Source organism: Caldimonas thermodepolymerans (genome assembly GCF_015476235.1).
GTDB classification, from domain to species: domain Bacteria; phylum Pseudomonadota; class Gammaproteobacteria; order Burkholderiales; family Burkholderiaceae_C; genus Caldimonas; species Caldimonas thermodepolymerans.
The window spans coordinates 3715210-3741115 of sequence record NZ_CP064338.1; the positions used below are offsets into that span (position 1 = coordinate 3715210).

General features: G+C 69.2%; 25 protein-coding genes. 9 read left to right on the forward strand and 16 right to left on the reverse strand.

Annotation, left to right across the window (positions count from 1 at the left end; genetic code table 11):
* The first annotated feature begins 126 nt into the window (after window positions 1–126).
* Window positions 127–324: a hypothetical protein gene (locus IS481_RS17550; RefSeq protein ID WP_104358870.1), complete on the forward strand. Its 198-nt coding sequence runs from the start codon at window positions 127–129 to the stop codon at window positions 322–324.
* A gap of 78 nt (window positions 325–402) precedes the next feature.
* Here the strand turns inward: IS481_RS17550 and IS481_RS17555 are convergent, their stop codons facing one another.
* A complete protein-coding gene (locus IS481_RS17555) occupies window positions 403–825 on the reverse strand; it encodes a universal stress protein (protein WP_104358871.1) in 423 nt (140 codons plus the stop codon).
* A gap of 598 nt (window positions 826–1423) precedes the next feature.
* Between IS481_RS17555 and IS481_RS17560 the strand changes: the two genes are divergently transcribed.
* Window positions 1424–2959, forward strand: a complete 1536-nt coding sequence (locus IS481_RS17560) for an MmgE/PrpD family protein (protein WP_232529363.1) — start codon at window positions 1424–1426, stop codon at window positions 2957–2959.
* Window positions 2960–3119: 160 nt separating this feature from the next.
* Here IS481_RS17560 and IS481_RS17565 read toward each other — a convergent pair whose 3' ends face one another.
* The 10 genes from IS481_RS17565 to IS481_RS17610 form a co-directional block, all read right to left on the reverse strand.
* A complete protein-coding gene (locus IS481_RS17565; RefSeq protein WP_104358872.1) occupies window positions 3120–3971 on the reverse strand; it encodes a fumarylacetoacetate hydrolase family protein in 852 nt (283 codons plus the stop codon).
* A 66-nt stretch (window positions 3972–4037) separates the two neighbouring features.
* A complete protein-coding gene (locus tag IS481_RS17570) occupies window positions 4038–4889 on the reverse strand; it encodes a fumarylacetoacetate hydrolase family protein (RefSeq protein WP_104358873.1) in 852 nt (283 codons plus the stop codon).
* 40 nt (window positions 4890–4929) lie between these two features.
* A complete protein-coding gene (locus IS481_RS17575; RefSeq protein ID WP_104358874.1) occupies window positions 4930–5892 on the reverse strand; it encodes a PDR/VanB family oxidoreductase in 963 nt (320 codons plus the stop codon).
* Between the two features lie 4 nt (window positions 5893–5896).
* On the reverse strand, window positions 5897–6769 hold the full coding sequence (locus tag IS481_RS17580) for a fumarylacetoacetate hydrolase family protein (RefSeq protein WP_104358875.1): 873 nt from the start codon (window positions 6767–6769) through the stop codon (window positions 5897–5899).
* Entirely contained in the window at window positions 6766–7779 is a 1014-nt protein-coding gene (locus tag IS481_RS17585; protein WP_104358876.1) for a cupin domain-containing protein, read from the reverse strand. The genes IS481_RS17580 and IS481_RS17585 overlap by 4 nt, the downstream gene beginning before the upstream one ends.
* A 31-nt stretch (window positions 7780–7810) precedes the next feature.
* Window positions 7811–8797, reverse strand: a complete 987-nt coding sequence (locus IS481_RS17590) for an ABC transporter substrate-binding protein (RefSeq protein ID WP_194963314.1) — start codon at window positions 8795–8797, stop codon at window positions 7811–7813.
* Complete coding sequence (locus IS481_RS17595; protein ID WP_104358662.1) at window positions 8794–9963, reverse strand: CaiB/BaiF CoA transferase family protein; 1170 nt, start codon at window positions 9961–9963, stop codon at window positions 8794–8796. Before IS481_RS17595 ends, IS481_RS17590 begins: the two co-directional genes overlap by 4 nt.
* 17 nt (window positions 9964–9980) lie before the next feature.
* On the reverse strand, window positions 9981–11150 hold the full coding sequence (locus IS481_RS17600; RefSeq protein WP_104358663.1) for an acyl-CoA dehydrogenase family protein: 1170 nt from the start codon (window positions 11148–11150) through the stop codon (window positions 9981–9983).
* Between the two features lie 18 nt (window positions 11151–11168).
* A complete protein-coding gene (locus IS481_RS17605) occupies window positions 11169–12368 on the reverse strand; it encodes a Rieske 2Fe-2S domain-containing protein (RefSeq protein WP_114699342.1) in 1200 nt (399 codons plus the stop codon).
* Between the two features lie 25 nt (window positions 12369–12393).
* Window positions 12394–13320, reverse strand: a complete 927-nt coding sequence (locus tag IS481_RS17610) for an SDR family NAD(P)-dependent oxidoreductase (RefSeq protein ID WP_104358665.1) — start codon at window positions 13318–13320, stop codon at window positions 12394–12396.
* 253 nt (window positions 13321–13573) lie between these two features.
* Between IS481_RS17610 and IS481_RS17615 the strand changes: the two genes are divergently transcribed.
* Genes IS481_RS17615 through IS481_RS17625 form a run of 3 tightly spaced genes read left to right on the forward strand, consistent with a single transcriptional unit; the run spans window position 13574 to window position 16783 of the window.
* On the forward strand, window positions 13574–14392 hold the full coding sequence (locus tag IS481_RS17615) for a VOC family protein (protein WP_104358666.1): 819 nt from the start codon (window positions 13574–13576) through the stop codon (window positions 14390–14392).
* Between the two features lie 10 nt (window positions 14393–14402).
* Entirely contained in the window at window positions 14403–15167 is a 765-nt protein-coding gene (locus IS481_RS17620) for an IclR family transcriptional regulator (protein ID WP_104358667.1), read from the forward strand.
* Window positions 15168–15184: 17 nt separating this feature from the next.
* The gene (locus IS481_RS17625) at window positions 15185–16783 is read left to right on the forward strand and encodes a bifunctional 3-(3-hydroxy-phenyl)propionate/3-hydroxycinnamic acid hydroxylase (RefSeq protein WP_104358668.1); all 1599 of its coding nucleotides are present in this window, start codon (window positions 15185–15187) and stop codon (window positions 16781–16783) included.
* A 69-nt stretch (window positions 16784–16852) separates the two neighbouring features.
* On the opposite strand, the gene IS481_RS17630 is transcribed toward IS481_RS17625, so the two are convergent.
* From IS481_RS17630 to IS481_RS17650, 5 genes are read right to left on the reverse strand one after another with little or no spacing between them, the layout of a single operon-like run.
* A complete protein-coding gene (locus IS481_RS17630) occupies window positions 16853–17749 on the reverse strand; it encodes a LysR family transcriptional regulator (protein WP_104358669.1) in 897 nt (298 codons plus the stop codon).
* 8 nt (window positions 17750–17757) lie between these two features.
* Window positions 17758–18960, reverse strand: a complete 1203-nt coding sequence (locus IS481_RS17635; protein ID WP_104358670.1) for a flavin reductase — start codon at window positions 18958–18960, stop codon at window positions 17758–17760.
* 33 nt (window positions 18961–18993) lie between these two features.
* The gene (locus IS481_RS17640) at window positions 18994–20163 is read right to left on the reverse strand and encodes an acyl-CoA dehydrogenase family protein (protein WP_104358671.1); all 1170 of its coding nucleotides are present in this window, start codon (window positions 20161–20163) and stop codon (window positions 18994–18996) included.
* Window positions 20164–20192: 29 nt separating this feature from the next.
* Window positions 20193–21110, reverse strand: coding sequence for a VOC family protein (locus tag IS481_RS17645; protein WP_104358672.1), 918 nt, complete (start codon window positions 21108–21110; stop codon window positions 20193–20195).
* A gap of 11 nt (window positions 21111–21121) precedes the next feature.
* Window positions 21122–21961, reverse strand: a complete 840-nt coding sequence (locus IS481_RS17650; RefSeq protein ID WP_104358673.1) for an alpha/beta fold hydrolase — start codon at window positions 21959–21961, stop codon at window positions 21122–21124.
* A 589-nt stretch (window positions 21962–22550) separates the two neighbouring features.
* On the opposite strand from IS481_RS17650, the gene IS481_RS17655 reads away from it, so the two are divergent.
* From IS481_RS17655 to IS481_RS17670, 4 genes are all read left to right on the forward strand, one after another.
* Entirely contained in the window at window positions 22551–22955 is a 405-nt protein-coding gene (locus IS481_RS17655; RefSeq protein WP_132766220.1) for a hypothetical protein, read from the forward strand.
* A 56-nt stretch (window positions 22956–23011) separates the two neighbouring features.
* Window positions 23012–23557, forward strand: a complete 546-nt coding sequence (locus tag IS481_RS17660) for a DoxX family protein (RefSeq protein ID WP_104358675.1) — start codon at window positions 23012–23014, stop codon at window positions 23555–23557.
* A gap of 93 nt (window positions 23558–23650) precedes the next feature.
* Window positions 23651–25039: an MFS transporter gene (locus IS481_RS17665; RefSeq protein ID WP_104358676.1), complete on the forward strand. Its 1389-nt coding sequence runs from the start codon at window positions 23651–23653 to the stop codon at window positions 25037–25039.
* A gap of 145 nt (window positions 25040–25184) precedes the next feature.
* Window positions 25185–25838 carry a TetR/AcrR family transcriptional regulator gene (locus IS481_RS17670; RefSeq protein WP_232529365.1) on the forward strand — a complete coding sequence of 218 codons (654 nt, stop codon included), beginning with the start codon at window positions 25185–25187 and terminating at the stop codon, window positions 25836–25838.
* Window positions 25839–25906: the final 68 nt, after the last annotated feature.

Consider the following 25906-nt stretch of genomic DNA (forward strand, 5'->3'; position numbering starts at 1 on the left):
ACTTCCCGTGAACCGGGGGGAACAAAACGGGCTTGTCCCTCCTTCTCGGGATACCGCGAACGCGACCGCTGGCGCACACTGGACCGCAAGCTCTTCCCCGTCTTCGCCGCACCCCGAGAGGCCGCCATGGGCAGTTTCGTTTTCCCGACCTGGATGCAATCCCTGCTGCACCCGGACCAGCCGTCCCGGGAGCCGGACCCGGCCGACCTGGGCACCGTGCTGGGCCTGGAAGCGCGCCTCTCGTCCGAACCGTCGCCCGCCGCGCCGCGCCACCGCAAGCCGCACGAGACCGCGACCGACTTCGGCGACCTGCCGCGCTACTGAGTCCTGCAGAAAACAGCGAGCCGGCCGGGCGCCCGAAGGGCACCTCGACCGGCTCGATCCGCAAGACGTCGCGTCGCTTCAGCGCACCAGCAGCACCGGCACCTTGCAGTTGGCCAGCACCTTGACGGCCACCGACCCCAGCACCAGGCTGCCCAGCGCCGAGTGGCCGTGCGAGCCCATCACCACCATGTCGAACTTGCCGGCCGTCGCCGTCTTGGGGATCACGTCGCCCGGCGAGCCGACCTTGTAGGTGGCCTTGACCTTCAGGCCCTGCTTCTCCAGGAAGGTGCGCACCGGCTTGAGCACCTTCTCGGCCTCGTCGGCGTAGTAGTCGGTCAGGGTCTGCTTGTCGATCGCGGCCGCCGCGCGCGGGGGCACCGCCGGCACCACGGTCAGCACGGTGTACTCCTGCGCCGGGCCGAACAGTTCGTCGTGGGCCGTCACGTAGCCGATCATGCGCTTGGTGTAGGCACTGCCGTCCACGGCGATCAGAATCTTCATGGTGAGCTCCTTGTCGTTGGAAGAAAGCGGCAAGCGGTCTGCACCCGGGACTGCCCTGACGAGCGACCACCTCACCCAGCATCGCACCGTCGTCGCGGCCGCACGTTGACCTTGCTCAAGCCATGATAGCCGGCCGCGGCGCGCGCCGTGCGAGCCGGCCGGCCCCGCGCCGCCGCGACCGCGCCGTAACCTCCGTTTGCAGATCACGGTGCACGCCGTGCGGCGCGGACGCCACGGTACCCTCATATGAGGGATGTCACGTGCGATGCGCAAGATTACAGTTTGCTCATCTGCTGTCACACGGATTCGGGCCGACGCCCCGCACCCCGCCTGCGGCGCGGCGCCCACCGACTCCCAACGACGTCCTTCTAACCGAGGACTTCCGAGCCCGTCCGGGCGATTCCGGACGGGCTGTTTTTTTACCCCGGCCCCTCCTCCGCGCCCGCTGCGCGCAGCTATGGCGCTGCCGCATAGCAGCCTTGGCCCGTCTCGCATTGCTCCTGCCCAAGCCGCTCGGCAGACTGCGCCGCGTCGGGAGGCCGTGGCCGCCGACCCAGGTCATGCAGGGACGACCCGACACAACGATTCAGGAGACAAGATGACCGCAATGAACCGCCGGGCGTTCGCCCAGACCTCCCTCATGGCTGCCGGTGCGCTGGCGTTGTCGCCCGCGCTCGCCTCGACCGCGGCGGCCCCCGCCAAGCCCGCCGTGGGCATCGGCTCGGGCGCCCCGGACGCCATCCTGACTCTGGTGGACTACTGCCTGCAGACCACCTACGAGAAGCTGCCGGCCGACGTCGTCGCCGTCACGAAGAACCAGATCGTCGACACGCTGGGCATCGCGCTGGCCGGCGCCCGCGAGCCGGGCGCGCTGGAGCTGCGCGAGTTCGCGATGGAGATGGGCGGCAAGCCCGAGGCGCGCATCTGGGGCACCGACGTGCGCGTGCCGGCCCAGGACGCCGCGCGCGTCAACGCCACCGCCTCGCACGCGCTGGACTTCGACGACACCTACGAACGCTCGGTGGTGCACCCGGCGGTCATCACGGTGCCGGCCGCCTTCGCGACCGCCGACCTGCTCGGCAAGGTCAGCGGCAAGGACCTGATCACCGCGATCGCGCTGGGCACGGACGTCGCCTGCCGCCTGGCCAACTCGTCGCAGCCGGGCGTGGACGGCTTCAAGCTCGGCTGGCACAACACCAGCATCTACGGCTACTTCGCCTCGGCCATCGTCGCCGGCAAGCTGATGGGCCTGGACCGCGACCAGCTGGTCTCGGCGCTGGGCATCGTGCTGCACCAGGTGGCCGGCAACGCACAGGCCCACGTCGACGGCGCGCTGACCAAGCGCATGGGCCCGGGCTTCGGCTCCTATGCCGGCGTGATGGCCGCGCGCCTGGCGCAGCGCGGCGTGCGCGGCGCCAAGGGCGTGCTCGAAGGCATCCGCGGCTTCTACCACCAGTACCACAACCGCAACTACTCGCGCGAGATCCTGTTCGAGGGCCTGGGCACCACCTACGCGGCGCAGGGCCTGTCGTTCAAGCCCTGGCCGTCGTGCCGCGGCAGCCACACCGCGGCCGACGCGGCGCTGCAACTGGTCAACGAACACAAGCTCAAGGCCACGGACGTCGAGGCCATCACGATCTACAACGGCCCGGGCGAGTACCCGCTGCTGGACACCCCGATCGAGAAGAAGCGCGTGCCGACCACCGTGGTCGAGGCGCAGTTCAGCAACCCGTGGGTGGTCGCCACCGCGCTGGTCGACGGCAAGGTGGGCCTGGAGCACTTCGCGCCGGCCGCGTTCAAGCGCGCCGACCTGCTGGCCGTCACGCAGCGCGTCACCGCGGTCGAGGACGCCGGCCTGGCACGTCCGGGTGGCGGCCCCGGCGGCACCCGCATCGAGATGCGCCTGAAGGACGGCCGCACGGTGAGCAAGACGGTCAGCCACGCCAAGGGCGAGCCGAACAACCCGATGAGCCGCGCCGAGTTCCAGCAGAAGTTCATGGACTGCACCGCCTACGCCGGCATGGGTGCGGCGCAGGCCACCTCGCTGCTGCAGCAGATCGAGCGCCTGGACACGCTGGCCGATGCCGGCGCGCTGACGGCCGCGGCCGTCATCCCCGGCGCCAAGCAGGCCTGATCCCGGCCTGCGCCCCGGCCAGCGCGGCCGGGGCGCGCCTTGTGGCAGCCCACCTCGTCCGCAGGACCGGCCGCCGCGTCCCGGCGGCCCACAAAAAAGCCCTCCGCGAGGGAGGGCTCCAAATGCTCTCGTGAGAGAGGAATCACAGGGCAGCTTCTCTTCAGACCTGCGAAGGCAACACGCGCTGGCACTGTTCGCCCAGGCCCTGGATGCCGGCACGCATGACCTGGCCATCCTTCAGGTAGACCGGCTCGGGCTTGATGCCCATGCCCACGCCCGGCGGGGTGCCGGTGGCGATCACGTCGCCCGGCTCCAGCGTCATGAACTGGCTGATGTAGGACACGACCTTGGCGACGCTGAACACCATCGTGCGGGTGTTGCCGTTCTGGCGCACCACGTCGTCGACCTTCAGCCACATGTCGAGCTCGTTGGGCTGGGTGATCTCGTCGGTGGTCACCAGCCACGGGCCGATCGGCGCGAAGTTGTCGTAGCTCTTGCCCTTCATCCACTGGCCGCCGCGGTCCAGCTGGTAGGTGCGCTCGGACACGTCGTTGATGACGCAGTAGCCGGCCACGTGCTTCAGCGCGTCGGCTTCGCGGACGTGCTTGGCGCGCGAGCCGATCACGATGGCCAGCTCGACTTCCCAGTCCAGCTTCTCGGCGCCGGGCGGGCGGGTCACGTCGTCGTAGGGGCCGCAGATGGCCGAGGTGGCCTTCATGAACAGCAGCGGCTCGGTGGGCAGCGGCATGTTCGATTCGGCGGCGTGGTCGGCGTAGTTCAGGCCGGTGCAGATCAGCTTGCCGACGTTGCCGACGCAGGCGCCGACGCGGTGCTCGCCTTCGATCACGGGCAGCGAGGCCGGATCCAGCGCGCGCAGGCGGGCCAGCGACTCGGGGCCGATGGTGGCGCCGGTGACGTCGGGGATGTGGGCGGACAGGTCGCGCAGGCGGCCTTCGCCGTCCAGCAGCGCCGGACGTTCCTGGCCTTTCGCACCGATGCGGAGGAGTTTCATGGCTTCAATCTCGCGGGATGGGGGCATGGCAGGCCGCCGGGCCGTGACCGGCCCGGCATGCGGCCTTCAGGCTTCTTTCTTGACGACGTTGCGCAGCAGGCCGACCGAGGAAATCTCGACTTCGACGACCTCGCCGTCCTTCATGAAGCGCTGCGGATTGCGCTTGTCGCCGACGCCGCCCGGCGTGCCGGTGACGATCACGTCGCCGGGGCGCAGCGTCGCCCAGGTCGAGATGTAGGCGATCAGGCGCGGGATCGGGAAGATCAGCTGGTCGGTCTTGGCATTCTGCATCACCTCGCCGTTGAGGCGGGTGGTCAGCTCGACCACGCGGTCGGCCGGCAGCTCGTCCAGCGTGACCAGCGCCGGGCCGAACGAACCCGTCAGCGGGAAGTTCTTGCCCGGGATGAACTGGGCGGTGTGGCGCTGGTAGTCGCGCACGCTGCCGTCGTTGAAGCAGGACACGCCGAACACGTGGTCCCAGGCCTCGGCCTCGGGGATGCGGCGGCCGCCCTTGCCGATCACGATGGCCAGCTCGCCTTCGTAGTCGAAGCGGTCGGACTCGCGCGGCATCAGCAGCGGCTGGTCGGCGCCCTGCAGCGAATCGGGGATGCGCAGGAACACCGAGGGGTTGCCGACCACCTCGCGGCCGGTCTCGATGCGGTGGGCCTCGTAGTTGTGGCCGATGCAGGCGATCAGCGACGGGTCGGGGATCACCGGCAGCAGCTCGACCTGGCCGAGCTGGTGGTCGGCCGCGGCCTGGGCGTGCGGGGCGACCAGTTCGGCGGCGCGGCCGGTCTCGATCAGCGCGCGCAGCGTGGGGGCCTGGGCGCCGAGGCGGCTGGCCAGGTCGACGATGTCGGTGCCGCGCAGCAGGCCGTAGCTGGCCTGGCCGTTGGCACGGTAGGTGACGAAACGCATGGTGTCGTGGTTTTCCTAGGGGTTGTCTCTCGTGATGCGTTCAGAGGTCCAGCACCAGCCGCGCACTGCGCGAGCCCGAGCAGCAGACCATCATCGTGCGGTTGGAGGCCTTCTCGGCGTCGGTCAGCACCGAGTCGCGGTGGTCGACCTCGCCCTCGAGCACGACCACCTCGCAGGTGCCGCACAGTCCTTCGCGGCAGGAGGCGCCCACGCAGATGCCGTTGGCTTCCAGGGCCTCGAGCAGCGTGGTGCCGGCCGTGATCTGGATCTCCTTGCCGCTGCGCGCCAGCTGCACGACGTAGTTGCCGTCGGTGGCCGCGGCCTGCACCGGGGTGAAGCGCTCCAGGTGCACGTTGTCCGCCGGCAGGCCGGCCGCCTTGGCGGCCGCCTCGTAGGCGTCCAGCATGGGCGTGGGACCGCAGCAGTACAGGTGCGCGCCGACCGGCACCGCCTTCATGATCGCGGCCATGTCCATCACGCCGCCCGCCTCGTCGTCGAAGTGCAGGTGCGCGGCGTCGCCCAGCGCCTGCGCTTCCTCGAGGAAGGCCATGTCGGCGCGCGAGCGGGCCGAGTAGTACAGCGTGAACGGCTTGCCCAGCGCCTTCAGGCGCTGCGCCATGCACCAGATCGGCGTGATGCCGATGCCGCCGGCCACCAGCACGGTGTGGCTGGCGTCCTCGAGCAGCGGGAAGTGGTTGCGCGGGCCGGAGACGTGCAGCTCCATGCCGACGCGCGCCTGCTCGTGCAGCCAGCGCGAGCCGCCGCGGCTGTTGGGGTCGCGCTTGACGCCGACCACCAGACTGCGGCGCTGCTCGCCGGACTCGACCAGCGAGTACGCACGCGTGATGCCGTTGGGCAGGTGCACGTCGATGTGCGCGCCCGGGGTGCACGACGGGAACGGCTGGCCGTCCAGGCGCACGAACTCGTACAGGTGCGTGTCGCGCGCGGCGTAGCGCACCGACTGCAGGCGCACCGGGACGCGGTCGAGGCTTTGTTCGCTCATGGTGTCAGGCTCCTGCCGCAACGACGTCCACGTCCATCTCGCCGATGCCCTCTACGCGGGCATGGATGCGGTCGCCCGGCACCACGGGGCCGACGCCTTCGCAGGTGCCGGTCATGATGATGTCGCCCGGCATCAGCGTGTAGAAAGTCGAGGCCCACGCAATCTGCTGCGCGATGTACATGATCATCTTCGCGGTGTTGGAACGCTGGCGCGGCTGGCCGTTGACGGTCAGCTCCAGGTCCAGCGCCTGCGGGTCGGCGATCTCGTCGGCGGTGACCAGCCACGGGCCCAGCACCGAGTAGGTGTCGACCGACTTGCGCATCGAGCGGTCCTCGCCGCCGCGCACGGTCATGTCCAGCGCGATCGCGTAGCCGGCCACGTAGGACAGCGCGTCCTCGGCCTTGACGTTCTTGGCGCTCTTGCCGATCACCAGGCCCAGCTCGATCTCGTGGTGGGTCAGGCGGTTGGGCAGGTGCACCTGCACCGGCTCGCTGCAGCCGATCAGCGAGCTGGTGGCCTTCAGGAACAGGCCCTGCTCCTCGATCGAGCCGGTGAAGCGGGTCGTGAAGGTGGCCGCGTCGGCCTTGGCCTCGGCGACGTGGTCGGCGTAGTTCACCGGCACGCCGATGATCTTGCCGGGCTGCGCCACCGGGCACAGCAGCTTCGCGCCGGCCAGCGGGCGCGCGGCGGCCTGCGGCAGCACGCGCTCGATCTCGGCGCGCACGGCGTCGAGGTTGGCAATCAGCAGGTCACCCTGGGCCTTGCAGCCGGCGGGGTACTGCGGGGCCGGCAGCACGCGCAGCGCGGCCGTGACGTCGAAAATTTGATCGCCCTGGACGACGCCCAGGCGGTCGTCGTCGTACCAGCAGATCTTCATGCAGCGTTCTCCTGAATTTCTTCCTGCAGCAGGCCCAGGCGGCGCAGCATGTCGGCATCCGACACGATGTAGATGCGCGCGCCGGCGCCGAAGGCGGTGTGCGACGCCCAGGCACGCTGCGGGATCGTGAACACGTCGCGCTGTTTCCAGCGCAGGGTCTGGTCGCCGATGCGGGATTCGCCCTCGCCTTCGACCACCGCGCAGACCAGGCTGGCGTTGGTGCGCATCGGCTTGGTGGTGACGCCGCCGTCGATCTGCATCATCGTCGACTCGAGCACCGCCATCGCGCTGGCCCCGTTGAGCGGGTTGACGTAGCGGATGCGGCGGGCGCCATCGGGCGACTCGGGCGCGGCCTGCAGCGCGCGCACCGCGTCGGCATAGGGGTAGCGGAACACCGGCGAGTGGTCGGCGCGGCCGTAGGTGACGGCCGGCAGGATGTTGGGCGACGCGAAGCAGGCGTCGGGCATCGTCACCGGGTTGTCGTGGATCGGGCCCGGCTCGAACATTGCCGTGCCGATCTTCAGGTGCAGCGGCACGTCCAGCACGTCCAGCCACACGACCGGCACCTTGCCGTCGTGGCGGTGTTCGTGCCAGGTCATGCCGGGCGTGAGCACCAGGTCGCCGAACTCCATCGGGCATTCCTTGCGGTCCACCAGCGTGATGACGCCGCTGCCCTCGAGCATGAAGCGCAGCGCGTTCATCGGATGGCGGTGCGGCCGCGCGGTCTCGCCGGGCAGCAGACATTGGTAGGCCGCCAGCACGTTGCCGCAGGTGAACTCGTCGGCCAGCGACTGCGATGCGGGGCTCCACATCTGCAGCACGCGGCGCTGCACGGCCGCGGGGGACTGCTCCTGGAAGGCCAGCTCGATGAGCGGGCGCATCTCTTCCCAGCGCCAGATGTGCGCAGGGATCGGCGGGGCAGCCTCCTTGTGGGCGTTGGGGCTCTCCCACAGCGGGGCCAGGCGCGCCTCGTGCCAGCGGCGCAGGACGTCTTCGTTCGTCAGCGACATGGTGGGGTCTCCTTTTTTCTTGCGGTTCCCGTCAGAGGCGGAAACTCTCGAACGTGCCGGGATGGAACAGGTCTTCCGGGGTCACCAGTCGCGAGGACAGGCCCTGGCTGTGGTGGGTGCGGAAGAAGGTCTCCAGCACGTGGCGGTTGGCGTCGATGCCGTAGGACCAGTAGTCCTCGCCCATGAGCGCACGCGCCTCGGCCATGCGCACCTCGAAGAACGGCAGCAGCACCTTGGTGGCCGAGGTGTCGGCCAGGTGCTCGTAGGCCTGCTGCTTGGCACGCTCGAACGCCTTGCAGATCGCCCCGGGCAGCCACGGGTGCTGCTCGGCCAGCTCGCGGCGCACCCCCAGGATGTGCATGATCGGGAAGATGCGCGTGCGCCGGTAGTACGCCATCGACTCGGCCACCGGGTCCGGGAACAGCCAGCCGATGTTGGGCGTGCCCGGCGGCACGTCGGGCGGGCGCGGCGCGACGAACGCGTCGATCTCGCCCTTGGCCAGCAGGCTGGAGATGGTCTCGCCCTCGGGGGCGTCTTCCAGGCGCACGTCCGCGGGCAGGTTCAGCTTGATCTTCTCGGGACGCCCGGCGTGCGAGATGCCCCCGCGCACCCAGGTCACGTCCGAGGGCTTGATGCCGTAGTCGTCCTCGAGGAACTGGCGCACCCAGACGTTGGCGGTGAGCTGGTACTCGGGCAGGCCGATGCGCTTGCCGCGCAGGTCCTCGGGGGACTTGATGCGGTCGGTGCGCACGTACACGGCCGTCTGGCGGAACGCGCGCGACAGGAAGATCGGCAGCCCGACGTAGGGGAAGTTGCCGTTGGCGGTCTGCACGGTGGAGCTCGACAGCGACAGCTCGCAGATGTCGAACTCGCGGCCGCGGAAGGCGCGGAAGAAGATCTCCTCCGGCGGCAGCGTCATGAACACGGGGTTCACCCCGTCGATCTGCACGTCGCCGTCGAGCAGCGGACGGCAACGGTCGTAGTTGCCGATGGCAACGGAAAGGGTCAGCTTGCTCATGCGGATGGGGTCTGGGTCTTGACGGGTGCAGGGTTGAGGCCGAACTCGCGGCGCAGGGCCTCGCCGTGCTCGCCGAGCATCGGCGGCGGACGGTCGTCGGGGCCGCGCTCGCCGTCGATGCGCACCGGACGGTGCATCAGCGTCAGCTTGCCCACCTGCGGGTGGGTGGTCTCGTGGAAGATCTGCAGGTGCCTGACCTGCGGGTCTTCCATCACCTCGGGCACGGTGTTGACCGGCGCGAACGGCACGTCGCTGGCTTCCAGGCGCTCGAACCATTCGGCGCGCGTGCGGGTGCGCACGATCGCGGCCACTTCGGCGCGCAGCTCCTGGTAGTGCTTGGTGCGCGACTGCGGGGTCGCGAAGCGCGGGTCCTGCAGCAGGTCGGGACGCTCCAGCACGCCGGCAAAGGCCTGCCAGAACTTGTCGACCGACGACAGGTGCACCGAGAACAGCTTGCCGTCGGCGCAGGTGAAGGCGTACGACTGCGAGATCGCGACGCGGGTCTGCGAGTTGGGCACCATGCCCAGGCGCGTGTACTGCGCGAAGCCTTCCGGCGAGAACGCGATCGAGGTCTCCAGCATGTTGACCTCCACACGCGCGCCCTTGCCGGTGACGTTGCGGCGCACCAGCGCGCCCAGCACGCCGTAGGCGGCGTACATGCCGGTGATGTTGTCGGCGATCGTCGGGCCGTAGACCTGCGGCTCGTTCGGGTCCAGCATCTGGCTGGCCAGGCCGCCCAGCGCCACCGCCACCGCGTCGTAGCAGGGACGGTTCGCGTACGGGCCGTCGGCGCCGAAGCCGGTGATCGAGCAGCGCACCAGGCGCGGGTTCAGCTCCTGCAGCACGTCGTCGCCGAAGCCCAGGCGCTTGAGCACGCCGGGACGGTAGTTCTCGATCAGCACGTCGGCCTTCTCGAGCAGCTTGCGCAGGTCGGCCTTGCCCTCGGCGCTCTGCAGGTCCAGCTGGATGCTTTCCTTGCCGCGGTTGTAGGCGGTGAAGTGCGGGCTGTACAGCGAGCCGGCGTGACGGCGGAACGGGTCGCCGCCTTCCGGGTGCTCGACCTTGATGACGCGCGCGCCCAGGTCGGCGAGCATCATCCCGCACAGCGGGGCGGTCAGCACCGTGCCGAGCTCGATCACCAGCACGCCTTGCAGTGCATCTTTCATGCGGTGTCCCTCCCGGCTCAGAAGTTCTTCAGGATCTGCATCGCCAGCGTGGTGCGCAGCACCTCGGTCGGGCCTTCGGTGATGCGGTAGCTGCGCAGGTCGCGCCAGAAGCGCTCGATCGGCAGGTCCTGCGTCAGGCCGGCGCCGCCGTGCAGCTGCATGCAGGTGTCGATGACGCGGAAGCCCATCTCGACGACGGACGTCTTGATCATGAAGGTCTCGAGCGTCGGCTTCTCGCCGGCGTCCACCTTGCGCGCCGCGTCATAGACGCGCAGGCGTGCGCCGTAGACGTCGGTGAAGGCGTCGGCCAGCAGCCACTGCACGCCCTGGCGGTCGGCCAGCAGCTGGCCGAAGGTGCGGCGCTGCTTGGCGTAGGTGGCGGTCATGGCCAGGCAGCGCTCGGCCGCGCCGATCACGTGCGCGCCCTGGCGCACGCGGCCGTGGTTGATGTAGCCTTGCGCCAGCGCGAAGCCCTTGCCTTCCTCGCCGACCAGGTGGCTGGCCGGGATCTCGACGTCGTCGAAGGTGATCTCGCCCGGCATGTCGCCCATCATGGTCGGCTCGGAGCTCGCGAGCTTCATGCCCGGGGTGTCCATGTCGACGATGAAGCACGAGATGCCGCCGCGCGCGCCCTTCTCGGGGGCGGTCACCGCCATCACGATGGCGAAGTCGGCCTTGGCCGCGCGCGTGATGTAGCGCTTGACGCCGTTGATCTTCCAGCCCTTGTCGGTGCGCACGGCACGCGTGCGCATCATCGACGGGTCGGAACCGGCATCGGGCTCGGTCTGCGCGAAGCAGAAGCGGCGCTTGCCTTCCACGACGGGCAGCAGGTAGCGCTCGCGCAGCTCGCCCTGCAGGCCCATCAGGATGGGGCCGACCATCGGGCCGAACAGGCCGTGGTCGCGCACCCAGGACGCCACCGTGGTGCGGCCGGTCTCTTCCCAGAACAGCGCCAGCGGCAGCAGCGACAGGCCGAGGCCGCCGAGTTCCTCGGGCACCTCGGGCAGCCACAGGCCGGCCTCGCGGACGCGTTCGCGCACCGCTTCGGCACGGGCCTCGTCCAGCAGGCCGTTCGGGCCCAGCTCGTGTTCCAGCGGGATCAGCTCGCGTTCGACGAAGCGCCGGACGGCGTCCCGGAACATCACCAGTTCTTCGGGGAGTGCGTCGTGAGGGATCAGATCAAGCATGGTCGGGCGCGTCTCGCGTCAGGCCTGGTTGGTCACGGCGGCGGCGCCGGGCTGGGTGGGCAGCACTTCGGGCTGCTCCAGCGACTTCCACTGCTTGGTTTCCTTGCCCTCGCGGATCAGGTCCAGCTCGCGCCAGAAGATCTTGCGCAGCGTGACGATGCCCAGGTCCGAGCGGCCCAGGATCTCGTCCTCGCGCTTGGTCAGGCGTTCCTGCCCGCGGATCGACAGGTAGTCCTGCGCGGCGGTCAGGCCCACGAAGATGTCCTCGGGGTTGTTCCACACGCGCGAGCTGAACAGCTCGTCGTGGTGCGCGGCCGGGTCGTACTTGCCGTACTTGGCGAAGTACTGGCGGAAGCGCATGCGCGAGGCCTCGCTGGCGCCCGGGGGCTGCGAGTAGATCATGAAGCGGGTGGTGTTCAGGTCGTCGTTCGGCACCATCCACACGAACACGTCGATCCACGGGTCTTCCGGCGTCAGGCCCGGCACCGTGATGTGGTTGTTGTTCGGGAAGGTCCAGTCGCTCTTGCGGACGTTGTTCTCGCCGCGGCGCGCGGTCTGGCGGATGCCGGCGCTGGTTTCCTCGTACGACAGCTCGGGGATCGCGGCGGTCACGGCCTGGCCGAACGGGCCGACGGTCAGCGCCATGTGCACGAAGCTCACGTGCACGGCGTCCATCGAGTTCTCGACCTGCTGGAACCAGTTGTTGTCCCAGCGCTCCATGCCGTTGGCGATCAGCGCGCCTTCGCGCTCGGTCAGCAGCTTGCGCGGCAGGTCGAACTCGGGGGCCTCGCCTTCACCCAGGTAGGCGAACACCAGGCCCTGGTACTCGCGCACCGGGTAGCCGACGATGGCCGTGCGGGGCATGCCGGTGTCGGCCTCGGCGGGACGCTTGACGCACTCGCCCTTGCCGTTGAACTGCCAGCCGTGGTAGATGCAGCGGATCTCCTCGCCGTCGACCCAGCCGGTGTGCAGCAGCGTGCGGCGGTGGGTGCAGCGGCCGCCGACCAGGTAGACCTTGCCGCTCGCGCCGCGGTAGAGGGTCAGCTCCTCGCCCATGATCTTCAGCGGGATGGCGCTGCGCACTTCGACGCTCTCGGACAGCGCCACCGGCTGCCAGAACTTGCGCAGCAGGGTACCCATTTCGGTGCCCTTGGCGCACTGCGTCAGCCGCAGGAACTGCTGCGCACGTTCCTGGCGCCGTTGTTCGATGATGTCCATGTTCTTCTCCTGTGGGGGGTCGAGGTCAGGCGGCGGGCTTGGGTTCGCCGAGCCACTCGGTCAGCGAGCCCTGTTCTTCGCCGTAACGCGTCCACTGGACGCTGCGGGCGTAGTCGCGGATGTCCAGCGGGTAGTGACGACCCGGGGTCCACGTGGGGTACTTGTGACGCAGGCCGCCGTCGACCGCGATGTCGGCGCCGGTCATGCAGATCGATTCGTCGGAGGCGAGGAACACCGCGGCCCAGGCCAGGTCGGCCGCGCGCGGGAAGCGGCGCAGCGGCATCTGGTCGAGGTATTCCTGGCGCGAGTAGAAGCCGGTGCGCTTCGGTTCCTGCCAGTTGGGGTCGAACATCTCGTCGCGCATCGTGGTCCACAGCTGGTGTTCCATCGAGCACGGCGTGATGGTGTTGACGCGGATGCCCAGCGGCCCCAGGTCCATCGCGGCCGAGCGCGCGAAGTTCAGCAGCGCGGCCTTGGCGGCGCAGTAGCAGGCGCCGTCGGCCTCGCCGAAGTGCGCGGCGGTCGACATGATGTGGATGATGCTGCCGTTGGCGCCGCAGGCACGCATCGCGCGCGCGCCGTGCTGGGTGGTCAGCAGGCCGGCCGTGGCGAAGCTGCCGACCGCGTCGTTCCAGTCGTCGAGCTTCATGTCGAGGACATGGCTCCAGTGCACGCGACCGGCCATGTTCACGACCACGTCGAGGCGGCCGTAGCGGGCCACGGTCTGCTCGACGATGCGGCGCACGTCGGCGTCGTCACGGGCGTTGCCTTGCAGGCCGAAGGCTTCGTAGCCCTTGCCACGAATGAACTCGGCGGTTTCCTCGGCCGAATCGACGTTGATGTCGCTGACGGCGACCTTGGCACCTTCGCGGGCCAGGAAGTGCGCGATCGTGCCGCCGATGTTCGGGCCGGCGCCGAACACGATGGCGACTTTGTTCTGGAGTCGGTCCATGGGGGCTGGTGAATCTGCGATGGGTGAAAAAACAAGCCCGAGGCGGACGCCTCGGGGATGCCGTGCATTGTCCGGACCGACTCCCGCGGAACAAGCCAAGCAGCGCCAATGCTGCTATTCATTCACGGCATAGGAGCGTGGCGGAATCGAAGAATCTGCAATTCGCAGGAACTGCGAAACTCCCTTGACGCGTCGAGGCCGGCACACCAATGATGGAAAAAGGACTAGGACGCAACAAACCGCTGGAACCCACATGCCTTTGGACGCCCATCTCGCCCGCCTCGAGCTTTCCACCCCCGACGTCAACGCGCTGGCCGACTTCTACCGCCGCAGCTACGGCATGCAGGTCGAGCAGACCGGCGCCGTGGTGCGCCTGACCGCCCCGGGCCGCGAACTGCGCCTGCACGAAGGCCCGGCCAACCAGTTCGTCAGCGCGAGCTTTCGCATGGCGCGCGCCGAGCTGCTCGCGCAGCACCGCGACCACCTGGGCGCCCAGGGCGTGGAATTCCAGCTGCTCGAATGCGGTGGCCACGTCGTGAAGGACCCGGAAGGCCGCGAGCTGCGCTTCCTCAATCCCAAGCCCGCGACGGCCGCGGCGACGCCGGCAGGCGTGCTGCCCGGGCGCCTGCAGCACTACGCGGTGCGCACGCCCGACCCGCAGCGGCTGGTCGACTTCTACGTCGAGCGCCTGGGCTTCACGCTGTCGGACCGCGTGGTCGACGACCAGGGCGGCCTGGGCGCGGCCTTCCTGCGCACCGACCACGAGCACCACACGCTGGCGATCTTCCGCGCGCCGGTGGTGCGCTTCGACCACTTCTCGTGCGAGACCGACGACTGGGAGACGTTGCGCGACTGGGCCGACCACATGGCCGAGGTCGACATCATGCTGGCCTGGGGCGTCGGCCGCCACGGCCCGGGCAACGACAACTTCTTCATGGTCGCCGACCCGGACGGCAACCTGGCCGAGATCTCGTGCGACCTCGAGGTCTGCGCTCCCGACCGCCCGGTCGGCCTGTGGAAGCACCGCCCCCAGACGCTGAACCGCTGGGGCGTGGCCATCATGCGCAGCTGAGCCCGCCGCCGTGTCTCCCCTGCCGAAGGCCACGACGCGCACGCACCGTGCGCTGGCCGTGCTGTCGCTGTTCACGACGCACGGGCCGCAGCTGCGCGCCGCGCGCATCGCCGAGCTGCTGGACGTCTCGCTCGCCACCGCCTACCGCTGCCTGTCCGACCTGACCGCGGTGGGCCTGGTCGAGGACGCCGGCGGGGGCGACTACGTGCCCGGTCCGGCCATCGTCGAGCTGGACCGCCAGATCCGCCTGCACGATCCGCTGATCGCCGCCGCGCGCGAGCCGATGGCCACGCTGGCCGAGCGCACCGGCGGCACCGTGCTGCTGTGCCGGCTGCACGGGCTGAAGGTCATGTGCGTGCACCAGCACCCGGGGCGGCTGGGCCCCTCGTCGGTGAGCTACGAGCGCGGCCGCGCGATGCCGCTGCTGCAGGGCGCGACCTCCAAGGCCATCCTCGCGCACCTGGACGACGCCTCCGTGCGCGAGCTGATCGAGCATGACCCGGCGGCGTTCCGCCGCGCCGGGCTGGAGCCCGAGCTGGAGGCCGTGAGGCAGCGCCTGTCGCAGTGGCGTCGCCAGCCGGTGCTGCGCACCGCGCGCGAGGTGGACCCCGACGCGATGGGCTGGGCCGTGCCGCTGATCGTCAACGAGCGCGTGATCGGCAGCCTGAGCGTGGTGCTGTCGCGCGCGGCCGAGCCGACCAGCGACGATGAACTGGTCGAGCAACTCGACGCGCTGGCCCACCACATCGAGGCGCGCTACGCGCCCCACCCTTGAATTCCCCTATCCTGTCCATGAGCAACTCTTCTTCTACGCTGCGCGCCGACGTGCTGATCGTCGGCGCCGGCCCGGTCGGCCTGACGCTGGCCAACCTGCTGGGCACCTATGGCGTGCGCACCGTCATCATCGAGCGCCACGACGCGACCGTGCACGAGCCGCGCGCGGTGTCGATCGACGACGAGAGCCTGCGCACCATGCAGGCCGCGGGCCTGGTCGACGACGTCGTCAAGGACGTCGTGATGGGCTACGGCGTGCGCTACTTCTCGTGGCGCGGCAACCCGTTCGCCGCGATCCAGCCGACGCGCCAGGAATACGGCTACCCGAAGCGCAATGCGTTCCGCCAGCCGCTGCTGGAAGCCACGCTGGCGCAGGGCACGCGGCGCTTCGGGCACGTGTCGCTGCTGTTCCGCCACGAGCTGCTGTCGTTCGAGCAGTCGGCCACCGGCGTGACCGCGCAGGTGCGCCACGACGGCGGCGAGCTGACCATCGAGGCGCCGTGGATGGTGGCCTGCGACGGCGGCCGCAGCCCGGTGCGCGAGATGCTGGGCATCCCGCTGGAAGGCGAGACCTATCCCGAGCGCTGGCTGATCGTCGACCTGGCGCAGCGCACGGTGCCGCTGCGGCATACCAGCACCTTCTGCGACCCGCGCCGCCCGGCGATCCGCCTGCCCGGCCCGCACGGCACGCTGCGCTACGAGTTCATGCTGCGCCCGGGCGACCGCGACGAGGAGGTGCTCGACGAGAAGAACTTCCGCGCCTGGATCGCCAACCGCGAGCCGCAGGACACCGAGCTGCCGCTGGTGCGCAAGGTGATCTACACCTTCCACGCGCGTGTCGCGCAGCGCTGGCGCGAAGGCCGCGTGTTCCTCGCCGGTGACGCGGCCCACCTGACGCCGCCCTTTGCCGGCCAGGGCCTCAACAGCGGCATCCGCGACGCGACCAACCTGTCGTGGAAGCTGGCCGCCGTGGTACGCGGCCAGGCCCCGGAATCCATCCTGGACACCTACGAGAGCGAGCGTCGCCCGCACGCCTCGGCGCTGATCCGGATGGCGCTGCGCATCGGCCACTTCATGCAGCCCAAGTCGGTGTTCGGCGCCGCGGTGTCGCAGGCCGCGCTGCGCGTGGCCTGCCTGCTGCCGCCGGTGCGCGACTACATCCTGCAGCTCAAGTTCAAGCCCAAGCCGGTACTGGAGCGCGGCTGGTACCAGCCCTCGCCGGTGGCACCGAAGGCCGAGCTGCTGACGCAGCCGCGCGTGGAGCTGCCCGACGGCCGCCACGTGCTGATGGACACGGTGCTGGGCGGCGACTACGCGGTGCTGGGCTGGGACTCGCCGGCCTTCCGCGCCGCAGCGGCGCGCCTGCTGCCGCCCGGGGCGCCGGGCCGCGTGGTCGGCGTGCTGCGCCAGGAGCTGGACTTCATCGGCACGCTGCCACAGGACATGGCGCTGGTGCGCGACGTCACCGGCGAGCTCGCCCAGTGGCTGGATGCGCGCGGCGCGGTCGCCGTGGTGATCCGCCCCGACCGCTACTGGTACGCGCTGGTGGCGCCCCAGGCGCTCGGCGCCTCGCAGGCCCAAAGCCTGCCCCTGCCGGTGCAGGCACGCGCCGCATGAATGCGCGACGGCCCGGCAAGGCCGGGCCGCCTGCAAAGGAAAGAAGGAATCCGTGCGCGCCCCGTGCGGTCAGTCCGCCCCGAGCACCTCGGTGAGGGTGTCGCGCACCAGCTGCGCCGCCTCGGTGACCAGCGCGCTCGGCAGCACGCGCACCGGCGAGATCAGCGACAGCACCACGTCCAGGTTGGTGCCGGAGATCTTCTGCCAGGCCATCGGCGGCAGGCGCGAGATCTTGCGCAGGCTGTTGGGCATGATGGAGTAGCCGATGCCCTGCGCGACCAGCTCCATCACCGCCGGCGTGGAGTCGATCTCGAGCACGATGTTCAGGTTCAGCCCCAGGCGCGTCGCCGCGGCCTCGAGCATCGGGCGCACCCACTGGTTGCCGTGCGGCAGGATCAGCGGCAGGCGCGTGACGTCTTCCAGCGAGACTTCCGACTCGGCCGAGCCAACCGGCTCGGGACCGATCAGGCACAGCGGGTCGGCCACCAGCGGCACCACGCGCAGGCTGCTGGAGTGCAGCGGGTTGAGCACCAGCGCGAAGTCCAGCTGCCCGAGCAGCACGCGCTCGTACAGCAGGCCGGACAGCCCCTCGACCACGCTGATCTGGGCACGCGGGAAGCGCTCGACCATGCGCGGCATCAGCGTGGGCACGATCAGCCGGCCCATGCTGGGCGTCAGGCCGATGCCCAGCCGCCCGGTGAGCATGGACTCGGTGTCGCGGATCGCCGCGATGCCCTGGTCCACCGTGTGCAGCACCGAGCGCGCGTACTCGAGGAACTTCTTGCCGGCCTCGGTGGGCAGCACGCCCCGGCCGTGGCGGTGGAACAGGCTGGCCCGCAGCTCGACCTCCAGCGCCCGGATCTGGCGGCTGAGCGTGGGCTGGGGCACGTCGAGCAGGTCGGCGGCCCGGATGTAGCTGCCCGCCTCCGCGACGGCCACGAAATTGCGTAACTGCGCGATGTCCATGGCGGGGATTATCCGCCTGCCGCCTTGCGCCTCAACGGGGTGATGCGCCGGCCGATGGCCGCCGCGGTTTCCTGCAGGCGCTTGGCGCAGTCGCGGATCAGGCGGCCGTCCATGCCGCGCGGCAGCTCGCTCAGGCGCACCACCAGGGCCACCTGGCCGTCGGCGTCGTGGACGGGGGCGGAGATGTGCAGCACGTCGTAGCGCTGGTCGTCCAGGATCTCGGCCGGCTCGTGCAGCGCCGAGGTGGCCTGCACCAGCGCCAGCAGGCGGCGCTCCTGCTCCGGCGTGCGGTGCGGGTTGGTGTAGAGCTCGATGCCTTCTTCCAGGTCGGCCTTCTCGTGCCCGTTGCACAGGCAGATCGACCAGCCGCGCTCGCGCACGCGCGCCAGGCGCTCGCGCGCAGCCTCGCGCACCGACTCGTCGCAGCGGCCCAGGCGCGACAGCCAGGTCTCGTCGTCGGGCGAGCCGGGCTGGCCGACGAACAGCGCGCCCATCGGGGGCACGATCGGCACGTGGAAGCCCAGGCGGCTCGAGCCGCGGCGGTTCAGCGAATAGTTGGCCACCGCGACGTAGACGCTGTCGCGGCCGGTGGAGGCCAGCAGCGCGCATTCGGCCGACAGGCGGGCCGCCAGCGTCTCGATCTCCTCGCGCGCCGCCTCGGCCAGGCCCACGGCCTGCAGGGTGTCGCGCTCGGCGGCAGCCACCAGCGGCCCGGTCGAGAAGCCACCGTAGCCGCGCTGGAAGAACAGCAGCGGCGTGGTGTTGCGCTCGAGGTTCATGTCGAGCACGGCGCCCAGCACGATGTAGTGGTCGCCGGCTTCGATGATGTTGTCATAGGTGCAGTCGATCCAGGAGACCACCCCGTCGATGACGGGGTTGCCGGCCGGGCTGGCATGCCAGGGGATGGAAGCGAACTTGTTCTCCCCCGGCGCGGCCAGCTTGCGGCAGATCGGCTCCTGGTCGGCCGCCAGCACGTTGATGCAGAAGCTCGGCGACTTGCGCATCAGGTCGAAAGTGCGCGAGCTCTTCATCGGCAGGAACGCCACCAGGGGCGGTTCCAGCGACACCGAGGTGAAGGTGCCGACCACCATGCCGATCGGCGCCCCTTGCGCATCCATCGCGGTCACGACGGCCACGCCGGTGGGATAACTCCCCAGCACTTCACGGAAGCGGTTGGGATCGATCGCGCGAGGAGCGGTTGCGTTGTCCATGGGCGCCTCTCGGTTCTGGTGGTCCGGCGACCGTCAGATGATGACGCCCGGCGCGACCGGCAGGTCGTACAGCGTGCCGGCGTACGCCGCGTAGACCATGTCGTCCTGGTTGCAGGCGTGGCCCAGGGCCACCGACAGGTCACGCCACTGGCGCTGGATCGGGCTGGACAGGCGACTGGCGTTGCCGCCGGCGTGGCGGAACACCTGGAAGCCGATCTCGGCCGCACGGCGCACCGCGCGCACCTGGCGCACGCGGGCACGGCGCTGCACCGAGATGTCCACCTTCTCGCCGCGCTTGGCGATCTCGAAGGCCTCGCGCACGCCGGCCAGCACCGCCTCCTTGGAGGCTTCGATGTCGGCGATCGCGGCGCCCAGGGCCGCCATCTGGTACGGGTTGTTGGTGGACTTCAGGCCCCGCGTGGTGCGCGACGCCGCATAGTCGGCGAAGTGGCGCACCAGGCCGTCGGCGATGCCCACCGTCGCGGCGGCGATCGCCCCCGGGAAGATCAGGTCGAACGGCACCTGGTACAGCGGGATGCCCGGGCGGTTGGCCGACGCGTACTCCTGGTTGTTGAGCTTGTCGACGTCGATGGTGCGGTAGTCCGGCACGAAGGCGTCCTTGACCAGGATGTCCTTCGAGCCCGTGCCCTGCAGGCCCATCACCTGCCACGAATCCTGCAGGATCTCGTAGTCCGAGCGCGGCAGGATGAAGTGGAACTTGCGGGTGAAGGCGTCCTTCGGGCCGTTTTCATCTTCGGCCAGCACGCCCAGCACCGCCCAGGTGCAGTGGTCGCTGCCCGACGAGAACGGCCAGCGGCCGTTCAGGATGTAGCCACCTTCGACGCGCTTGGCGCGGCCGAAGAAGGCGTACGGCGACGAGGTCCAGGTGTCGTGGTCCTTGCCCCACACCTCTTCCTGCATGCGCGGGTCGCCCTGGCCGAACTCGAACGGGTGGATGCCCACCACGCCGGCCACCCAGCCGATCGACGGCGCCAGCGCGGTGGTTTCCATCACGACCTTCAGGAAGTCGCAGGGATCGGATTCGAAGCCGCCGTACTGCTTGGGCTGCAGCATGCGCACCACGCCGCTTTCCAGCAGGATCTTGGCCGCGGCGTCGCTGACGCGGCCCAGCTTATCGCTGGGTTCGACCTCGGCCTTGATGCGTTCGGCGTTGGCCTTGATGAATTCGAGGACGGAACTCATGTAGTGTCTCCTTCTGGCGGTCGCCCGGCTCAGGCCGCGGCGCCGTTGTCGTTGTCGTCGTACACGTAGAGGAACGGCGACAGTTCGCGGTGCTGGTTCACGTGGCCCCACAGGGTCGCGCTGTCGTAGTGGCGCGGCACCCACAGGTCCTGGTCCACGGTCATGCCGCCCCAGCCGTACTCGATGCGGAAGTTCGACGGGGTGTGCATGTAGAACGACACCACATGGTCGTTGGCATGACGGCCCAGCGTGCGGGTGATCGGCACGCCGCGCTCGTGGCACAGGTCGTAGGCGAAGCCGACGTCGTCCAGCGCGTTGACTTCCAGCATCAGGTGCAGGAAGGCCGGCTTCTTGATCGGCGGCTGCGCGATGGCCAGCGAGTGGTGGCGGCCGTTGACATGGAAGAAGTGGGCCTTGATCGGGCCCTCCTGCACCGTGTCGGACTGGTGGAAGCCCATCACGTCCATGTAGAAGCGGCGCGCCGCTTCCAGCTCCGGTACGCCCAGCACCACGTGGCCCAGGCCCTGGTCGCCGGTGCGGAAGCCGGTCAGCGCGCGGCCCGGCCGGAACGGCGCGGTCGCGTGCATCAGGCCCCAGGCCAGCTCGTGGCGGAAGCCGACCGGGTCGCGGAAGGCGTAGAAGCCTTCCACCGAGCGCTCCGCGGCCTGCTCGGCCGTGGCACGCTCGATCTGGATGCCGGTCGCCGCGACGCGGTCGGCCAGCGCCCGCGCCGCCGCCTCGTCCTTCATCGACCAGCCGATGTAGGCCACGCCGTCATGCGTGCCCGGGTGGATGACCAGGCGGTAGGCCACGTCGTCGATGCGCAGGCGCACCGCGCCGTCCGGGCCGTTGCCCACGAACTCGGCGCCCAGCACTTCGGGGCCGAAGGTCTCCCACTCCTTGTAGGCCGGCGACTTGACGCCGAAATACGCAAGGGACTGGATCATGATGCCCCTCCTCAGGGGTTGGGGTTGCCCTGGATGAAGGCGTCGACGCTGCGGTTGAACTCGTCGGAGTGCTCCAGCTGCACCCAGTGGCCGCACTTGCTGATGACCAGCATGCGCGAGTTCGGGATGGCGCGGGCCAGGTGCGCGGCGGCGGTGAACGGCACCGTGCGGTCGTCGCGGCCGTGCATCAGCAGGGTCGGGCACTTGATGGTCGGCAGCTTGGTCTGGTCGATCGGCACCATCGGCTTGCCGTGGCCGCTCTTCCAGCCTTCGATGTGGTCCGGGCGGGCCAGCAGGGCAGCCACGCGCTCCTTCACGAACTCGTCGGTGACGATGCTCTGGTCATAGGCCATCACCGAGATGAAGCGGCGCATCGTCTCGGGGCCGGGCTCGAAGTAGGCGGCTTCCAGCGCCTTGACGCCTTCGCTCAGGCCCAGCGGCTCCAGGAAGGAAGGCACGCCGCAGGACGAGCCCATCGTGATCAGGTGCGAGACCAGGTCGGGACGCTCGTAGGCCAGGCGGATGCACGAGGAGCCGCCCATCGAGTTGCCGACGACGGCCGCGCGCTTGATGCCCAGCTCGTCCAGGAACTCGGCCAGCACGCCGCTGTTGTTGCGCTTGTCGTACGTGACGGACTGCGACTTGCCCCAGCCCGGCAGGTCGATCGCGAACACACGGTACTTCTTGGCCAGCGTTTCGAAGTTGGGGTGGTAGTTGCTCCAACCGGAGGCGCCGGGGCCGCCGCCGTGCACCAGCACCAGCGGATGCCCTTCACCAGCTTCGTGATAGTGGATGTCCCAGTTCTTGGTACGGATGCGCTTGCTGGTGTTCTGCTCGGTCAGGGTGGACATGTCTCTTCCTTCTCAGAGTCGCGCTTGGGGCGCTCAGGGGTTGCTTGCAAATGCAGGCCGCTCGGCCCGCCGGTACGGGTGTTTGCCGCTGTCTGCGGGCCGACGACCGTGGTCGGCCCCGAGTTTTTAGCTGAACACGCGCTCTAGAACAATGCAATTTCAAGCATGCAAGCTATGCGCATCCGCCATAGCAGTCATGGTGCACAGCTACGTTGCGCCAACTCAACAGGGTCAAAGAGAATTTATGAGCTTAGATTCCAGAATCTAGAACTGGAGTCTGGCGAGGAAGAGGAGACGACCGCCCACCAAGGCGAGGAAAGAAGGTAGACCCGCAAGCCTTGCGCTGGCGGGGTGCGTCGTCACTTCGAGTTCGACGACCTAGGAGACAGCATGGAGAACTGCGGCACCCGAACCGGCTCGCACGTGCCCTGAACGGGGCCCGCACCAGCGATCCGACCGCACGCACCACGCGTTAAGAACGAATCATAGCAAAAGATTAGGGTTAACCCTTATGCAAATCAAAAAAACCACATTCAACGCCCTCGCCGTTGTCGCAGGCATCGTGTTCACGGGCCTGATCTGGCATCACATGGCCACCAACCCCCGGTGGGAAGGAGACAAGGGTCCTGGCGTCGGCAAGCTGCCGCGCCAGATCGTCAACGGTTTCATCACCAAGGCCTATGACGAAGGCAAGGGTGCCGAAGCCGTCGAGCTGTACATGGAGAAGCGCACCGTCGACCATGCGCCCGACGCGCTGGACCGCCAGAACGGCGAGCCGCTCAAGCGCGTGGTCCATCGCGTCGTCGCCGAAGGCCTCAACGTCGTGATCTGGCACTGCATCGAGCCCGCCCGCGGCGAGCCGGCCACCGAGGTCGTCGATTTCTTCAAGACCCGTGGCGGCCGGATCATCGAGCGCCATCGCGTCAAGTCCGTCCCGCTGGACACGCCGAACTGCCCGGCCTCGAAGGAATCGCAATTCACCGGCCTGAAGTGATCGGCATCACGCCCGATCCCGGTCCCGACCGATCCACATACAAGATTGCCTGAAAAATGACGACAACCACTGCCAACAACTCCGAGTACATCAAAGTCGACGGATGGTTCGCCGGCACGCTGCTGATCACCTTCTTCCGCACCTTCCTGGGCGGCTGGATGATCGTCGGCGGCCTCAACACCGTGCTGCCCTGGTTCGGCTTCTCGCACATCTTCCCGCAGCCGCTGGGCACGCTGCACCTGTCCAACGTCATGCTGGTGTCGATGCTCGAGACCGGCCTGATGAACTACGTGAAGGTGTTCGAGGTCATCGTGGGCGTGTGCCTGGTGTTCAACCGCTTCGTCCCGCTGGCCCTGCTGATCGGCCTGCCCATCGGCCTGGTGGTGTTCTACAACTCCATCGCGCTGAACTACCGCTATGAGCGCCTGTTCAGCTTCTACATGTCGGTGTGGTGCGTGTACATGAACATCATCCTGTGCTTCGCGTACATCAAGTACTACATCCCCATGCTGCGCTTCAAGACCCCGGTGGGCAAGCTTGAAGACCTGAAGCTCCTGGGCACGATCTTCAAGTCGGAAGAAGAGGCTTCCTCCTCTCGCTGACGCTTGGTCGCGCCACGCTGATCACTGACAATCCGCTTTCCCGTAACGGCCACGCGATCAGCGTGGCTTTCACGTTTCCAAGCGTCCCTCCCCATGACTGACTCCACCACCCGCAACGCCGACGACGCGAAGTCGCGTCGCCGCGCCATCATTGCCAGCTACCTGGGCACCACGCTCGAGTACTACGACTTCCTGCTCTACGGTGTTGCCTCGGCGCTGGTGTTCCCGAAGATCTTCTTCGTCTCGATGGACCCGCTGCTGGCGACGCTGTCGGCATTCGCGACGTTTGCCGTGGGCTACTTCGCGCGGCCGGCCGGCGCCATCGTGTTCGGGCACTTCGGCGACATCATCGGTCGGCGTGCGGTGCTGGTGATCACCATGCTGATGATGGGCATCTCGAGCGTGCTCATCGGCCTGCTGCCCGGCTACGACCAGTGGGGCCTCGCCGCGCCGATCGCGCTGGTGGTGCTGCGCCTGGTGCAGGGCTTCGCGATCGGCGGCGAATGGGGCGGCGCGACGCTCATGTCGATGGAGCACGCCAAGCCCAAGGGCCGCGGCTTCGCGGTCAGCGTGGTGGCTTCCGGCGGCCCCAGCGGCGCCGTGCTCGGCACGCTGGTGATGACGCCGTTCTCGATGCTGCCCACCGAGGCCTTCCTGAGCTGGGGCTGGCGCATCCCGTTCCTGCTCAGCGCGCTGCTGGTCGTCATCGGCCTGGTCGTGCGCAGCCAGGTCAGCGAATCCCCCGAATACGAAGCGGCGCGCAAGGCGCGTGCCGCCAAGCCGCGCAGCGCCAGCGAGGTGCTGCCGGTGGTGAAGGTGTTCCGCCACGCCTGGAAGGAAGTGCTGTCCGGCTTCATCGGCGGCCTGGCCCCGCTGGGCTTCGCCACCTTCGCCGCGGCCTTCCTGCTCAATTACGCGGTCTCCGCCGGTCACGCGCGGCCCAACGCGCTGATCGCGATGACGATCGCCAACTTCGTCCACATCTTCACGACCCCGCTGTTCGGCGCGATGTCCGACCGCCTGGGCCGCCGCCCGCTGATGATCTCCGGCGCCGTGCTCGGCATGCTGCTGATCTGGCCGATCTTCCTGCTCGTGGAGCACGGCGGCTTCTTCACGCTGGTGCTGGCGCTGCTGCTGGCCCTGCCGCTGGTGCAGGCGATGATGGGCGGCACCTACAACACCTGGATCAGCGAGAAGTTCGCCGCCGACATCCGCTACAGCGGCGTCGCGCTGACCTTCCAGCTCGCCTCCACGCTCGGTGCCGGCCTGGCGCCGCTGGTGGCGACCAGCCTGCTGGCGGCCAGCGGCGGCCAGGACCCGCGCTGGGTGGCGCTATTCTTCGGCGGCCTGTGCCTGGTCAGCTGCATCACCTACGTCTACAGCCGCGACAACGCGAACCGCACGCTGGCGGTGGTGACCGGCGAAGCCGCCCCTGCCGAGGCGCCGCCACCCGCGGGCGTGCCGGGCCAGGCGCGTTCCTGATGCACCATAATCTGGGCCGCGCCGCCACCCGCGGTGCCGGCCCCGATCGTTCATTCCCCCTTCCGTTTCCGCAGATGCGAGGTAGTTCGTGACCGTCACCAGGAATGCCCCCCGCCGCGCCGGAGAGCACCGGACCAGTCCCGCCGTGCGTGAACGCATCCTCGCTGCTGCGTTCGAAGTGGTGTCCAAGTACGGCTACAACGGCACGACGGTCGCCAAGGTGGCGGCCAAGGCCGGCCTGCCCGTGGGCAGCGTGTACTGGCACTACGAGAACAAGGACCAGCTGCTGGTGGCGCTGATCGAGGACAGCTACGAGCGCTGGCACAGCCAGATCGGCCAGTACCAGCAGCCGCTGCCCGGCGAGACCTTCGAGCAGCATGTCTACCGCGTCTTCTGCAGCCCGGCCTCGCGCCCCTACTTCGCCGCCGACTTCTGGCGCCTGGGCGTGATCCTCAGCGTCGAGAAGTCGGTGCCCGAGCAGGCCGCGCGCAAGCGCTTCCTGAAGATCCGCGAGCTGCAGCGCGAGGAACTGACCTCCTGGTGGCAACGCACGCTGCCGCCCGAGACGCTGGAAAAGGATCCCGAGCTGCCCAACCGCCTGAGCCGCTTCACGCTGGCGCTGCAGGACGGCAACGCGATCGCCGGGTCCTCGGGCGAATCGGTGGATGACTTCCACCGCATGCTGGCCGCCAGCCTCCTGCACCTGGCGCGCAACCCCTTGCTGGGCGACACGCCCCCCGCGCCGGACACGGCCTCGCGTCCGCGCACGGCGTCGCGCAGCCGCGCCTCGGCCGCCTGACCACGCGCGCCCCCGAGGGGGCGCCACGCACGACCACCGCGCCTTGCGGCTTCGGGCCTGGCCCGTTG

Bases quoted from the DNA above. Each gene is read 5' to 3' on its own strand.
- IS481_RS17585 (WP_104358876.1), bottom strand. From the start codon at position 7,779: ATGTCGCTGACGAACGAAGACGTCCTGCGCCGCTGGCACGAGGCGCGC.
- IS481_RS17550 (WP_104358870.1), top strand. From the start codon at position 127: ATGGGCAGTTTCGTTTTCCCGACCTGGATGCAATCCCTGCTGCACCCG.
- IS481_RS17575 (WP_104358874.1), bottom strand. From the start codon at position 5,892: ATGAGCGAACAAAGCCTCGACCGCGTCCCGGTGCGCCTGCAGTCGGTG.
- IS481_RS17580 (WP_104358875.1), bottom strand. From the start codon at position 6,769: ATGAAGATCTGCTGGTACGACGACGACCGCCTGGGCGTCGTCCAGGGC.
- IS481_RS17635 (WP_104358670.1), bottom strand. From the start codon at position 18,960: ATGGACAACGCAACCGCTCCTCGCGCGATCGATCCCAACCGCTTCCGT.
- IS481_RS17610 (WP_104358665.1), bottom strand. From the start codon at position 13,320: ATGGACCGACTCCAGAACAAAGTCGCCATCGTGTTCGGCGCCGGCCCG.
- IS481_RS17590 (WP_194963314.1), bottom strand. From the start codon at position 8,797: ATGAGCAAGCTGACCCTTTCCGTTGCCATCGGCAACTACGACCGTTGC.
- IS481_RS17595 (WP_104358662.1), bottom strand. From the start codon at position 9,963: ATGAAAGATGCACTGCAAGGCGTGCTGGTGATCGAGCTCGGCACGGTG.
- IS481_RS17645 (WP_104358672.1), bottom strand. From the start codon at position 21,110: ATGATCCAGTCCCTTGCGTATTTCGGCGTCAAGTCGCCGGCCTACAAG.
- IS481_RS17600 (WP_104358663.1), bottom strand. From the start codon at position 11,150: ATGCTTGATCTGATCCCTCACGACGCACTCCCCGAAGAACTGGTGATG.
- IS481_RS17655 (WP_132766220.1), top strand. From the start codon at position 22,551: ATGGCCACCAACCCCCGGTGGGAAGGAGACAAGGGTCCTGGCGTCGGC.
- IS481_RS17625 (WP_104358668.1), top strand. From the start codon at position 15,185: ATGAGCAACTCTTCTTCTACGCTGCGCGCCGACGTGCTGATCGTCGGC.
- IS481_RS17660 (WP_104358675.1), top strand. From the start codon at position 23,012: ATGACGACAACCACTGCCAACAACTCCGAGTACATCAAAGTCGACGGA.
- IS481_RS17555 (WP_104358871.1), bottom strand. From the start codon at position 825: ATGAAGATTCTGATCGCCGTGGACGGCAGTGCCTACACCAAGCGCATG.
- IS481_RS17665 (WP_104358676.1), top strand. From the start codon at position 23,651: ATGACTGACTCCACCACCCGCAACGCCGACGACGCGAAGTCGCGTCGC.
- IS481_RS17615 (WP_104358666.1), top strand. From the start codon at position 13,574: ATGCCTTTGGACGCCCATCTCGCCCGCCTCGAGCTTTCCACCCCCGAC.
- IS481_RS17565 (WP_104358872.1), bottom strand. From the start codon at position 3,971: ATGAAACTCCTCCGCATCGGTGCGAAAGGCCAGGAACGTCCGGCGCTG.
- IS481_RS17605 (WP_114699342.1), bottom strand. From the start codon at position 12,368: ATGGACATCATCGAACAACGGCGCCAGGAACGTGCGCAGCAGTTCCTG.
- IS481_RS17560 (WP_232529363.1), top strand. From the start codon at position 1,424: ATGACCGCAATGAACCGCCGGGCGTTCGCCCAGACCTCCCTCATGGCT.
- IS481_RS17640 (WP_104358671.1), bottom strand. From the start codon at position 20,163: ATGAGTTCCGTCCTCGAATTCATCAAGGCCAACGCCGAACGCATCAAG.
- IS481_RS17570 (WP_104358873.1), bottom strand. From the start codon at position 4,889: ATGCGTTTCGTCACCTACCGTGCCAACGGCCAGGCCAGCTACGGCCTG.
- IS481_RS17630 (WP_104358669.1), bottom strand. From the start codon at position 17,749: ATGGACATCGCGCAGTTACGCAATTTCGTGGCCGTCGCGGAGGCGGGC.
- IS481_RS17650 (WP_104358673.1), bottom strand. From the start codon at position 21,961: ATGTCCACCCTGACCGAGCAGAACACCAGCAAGCGCATCCGTACCAAG.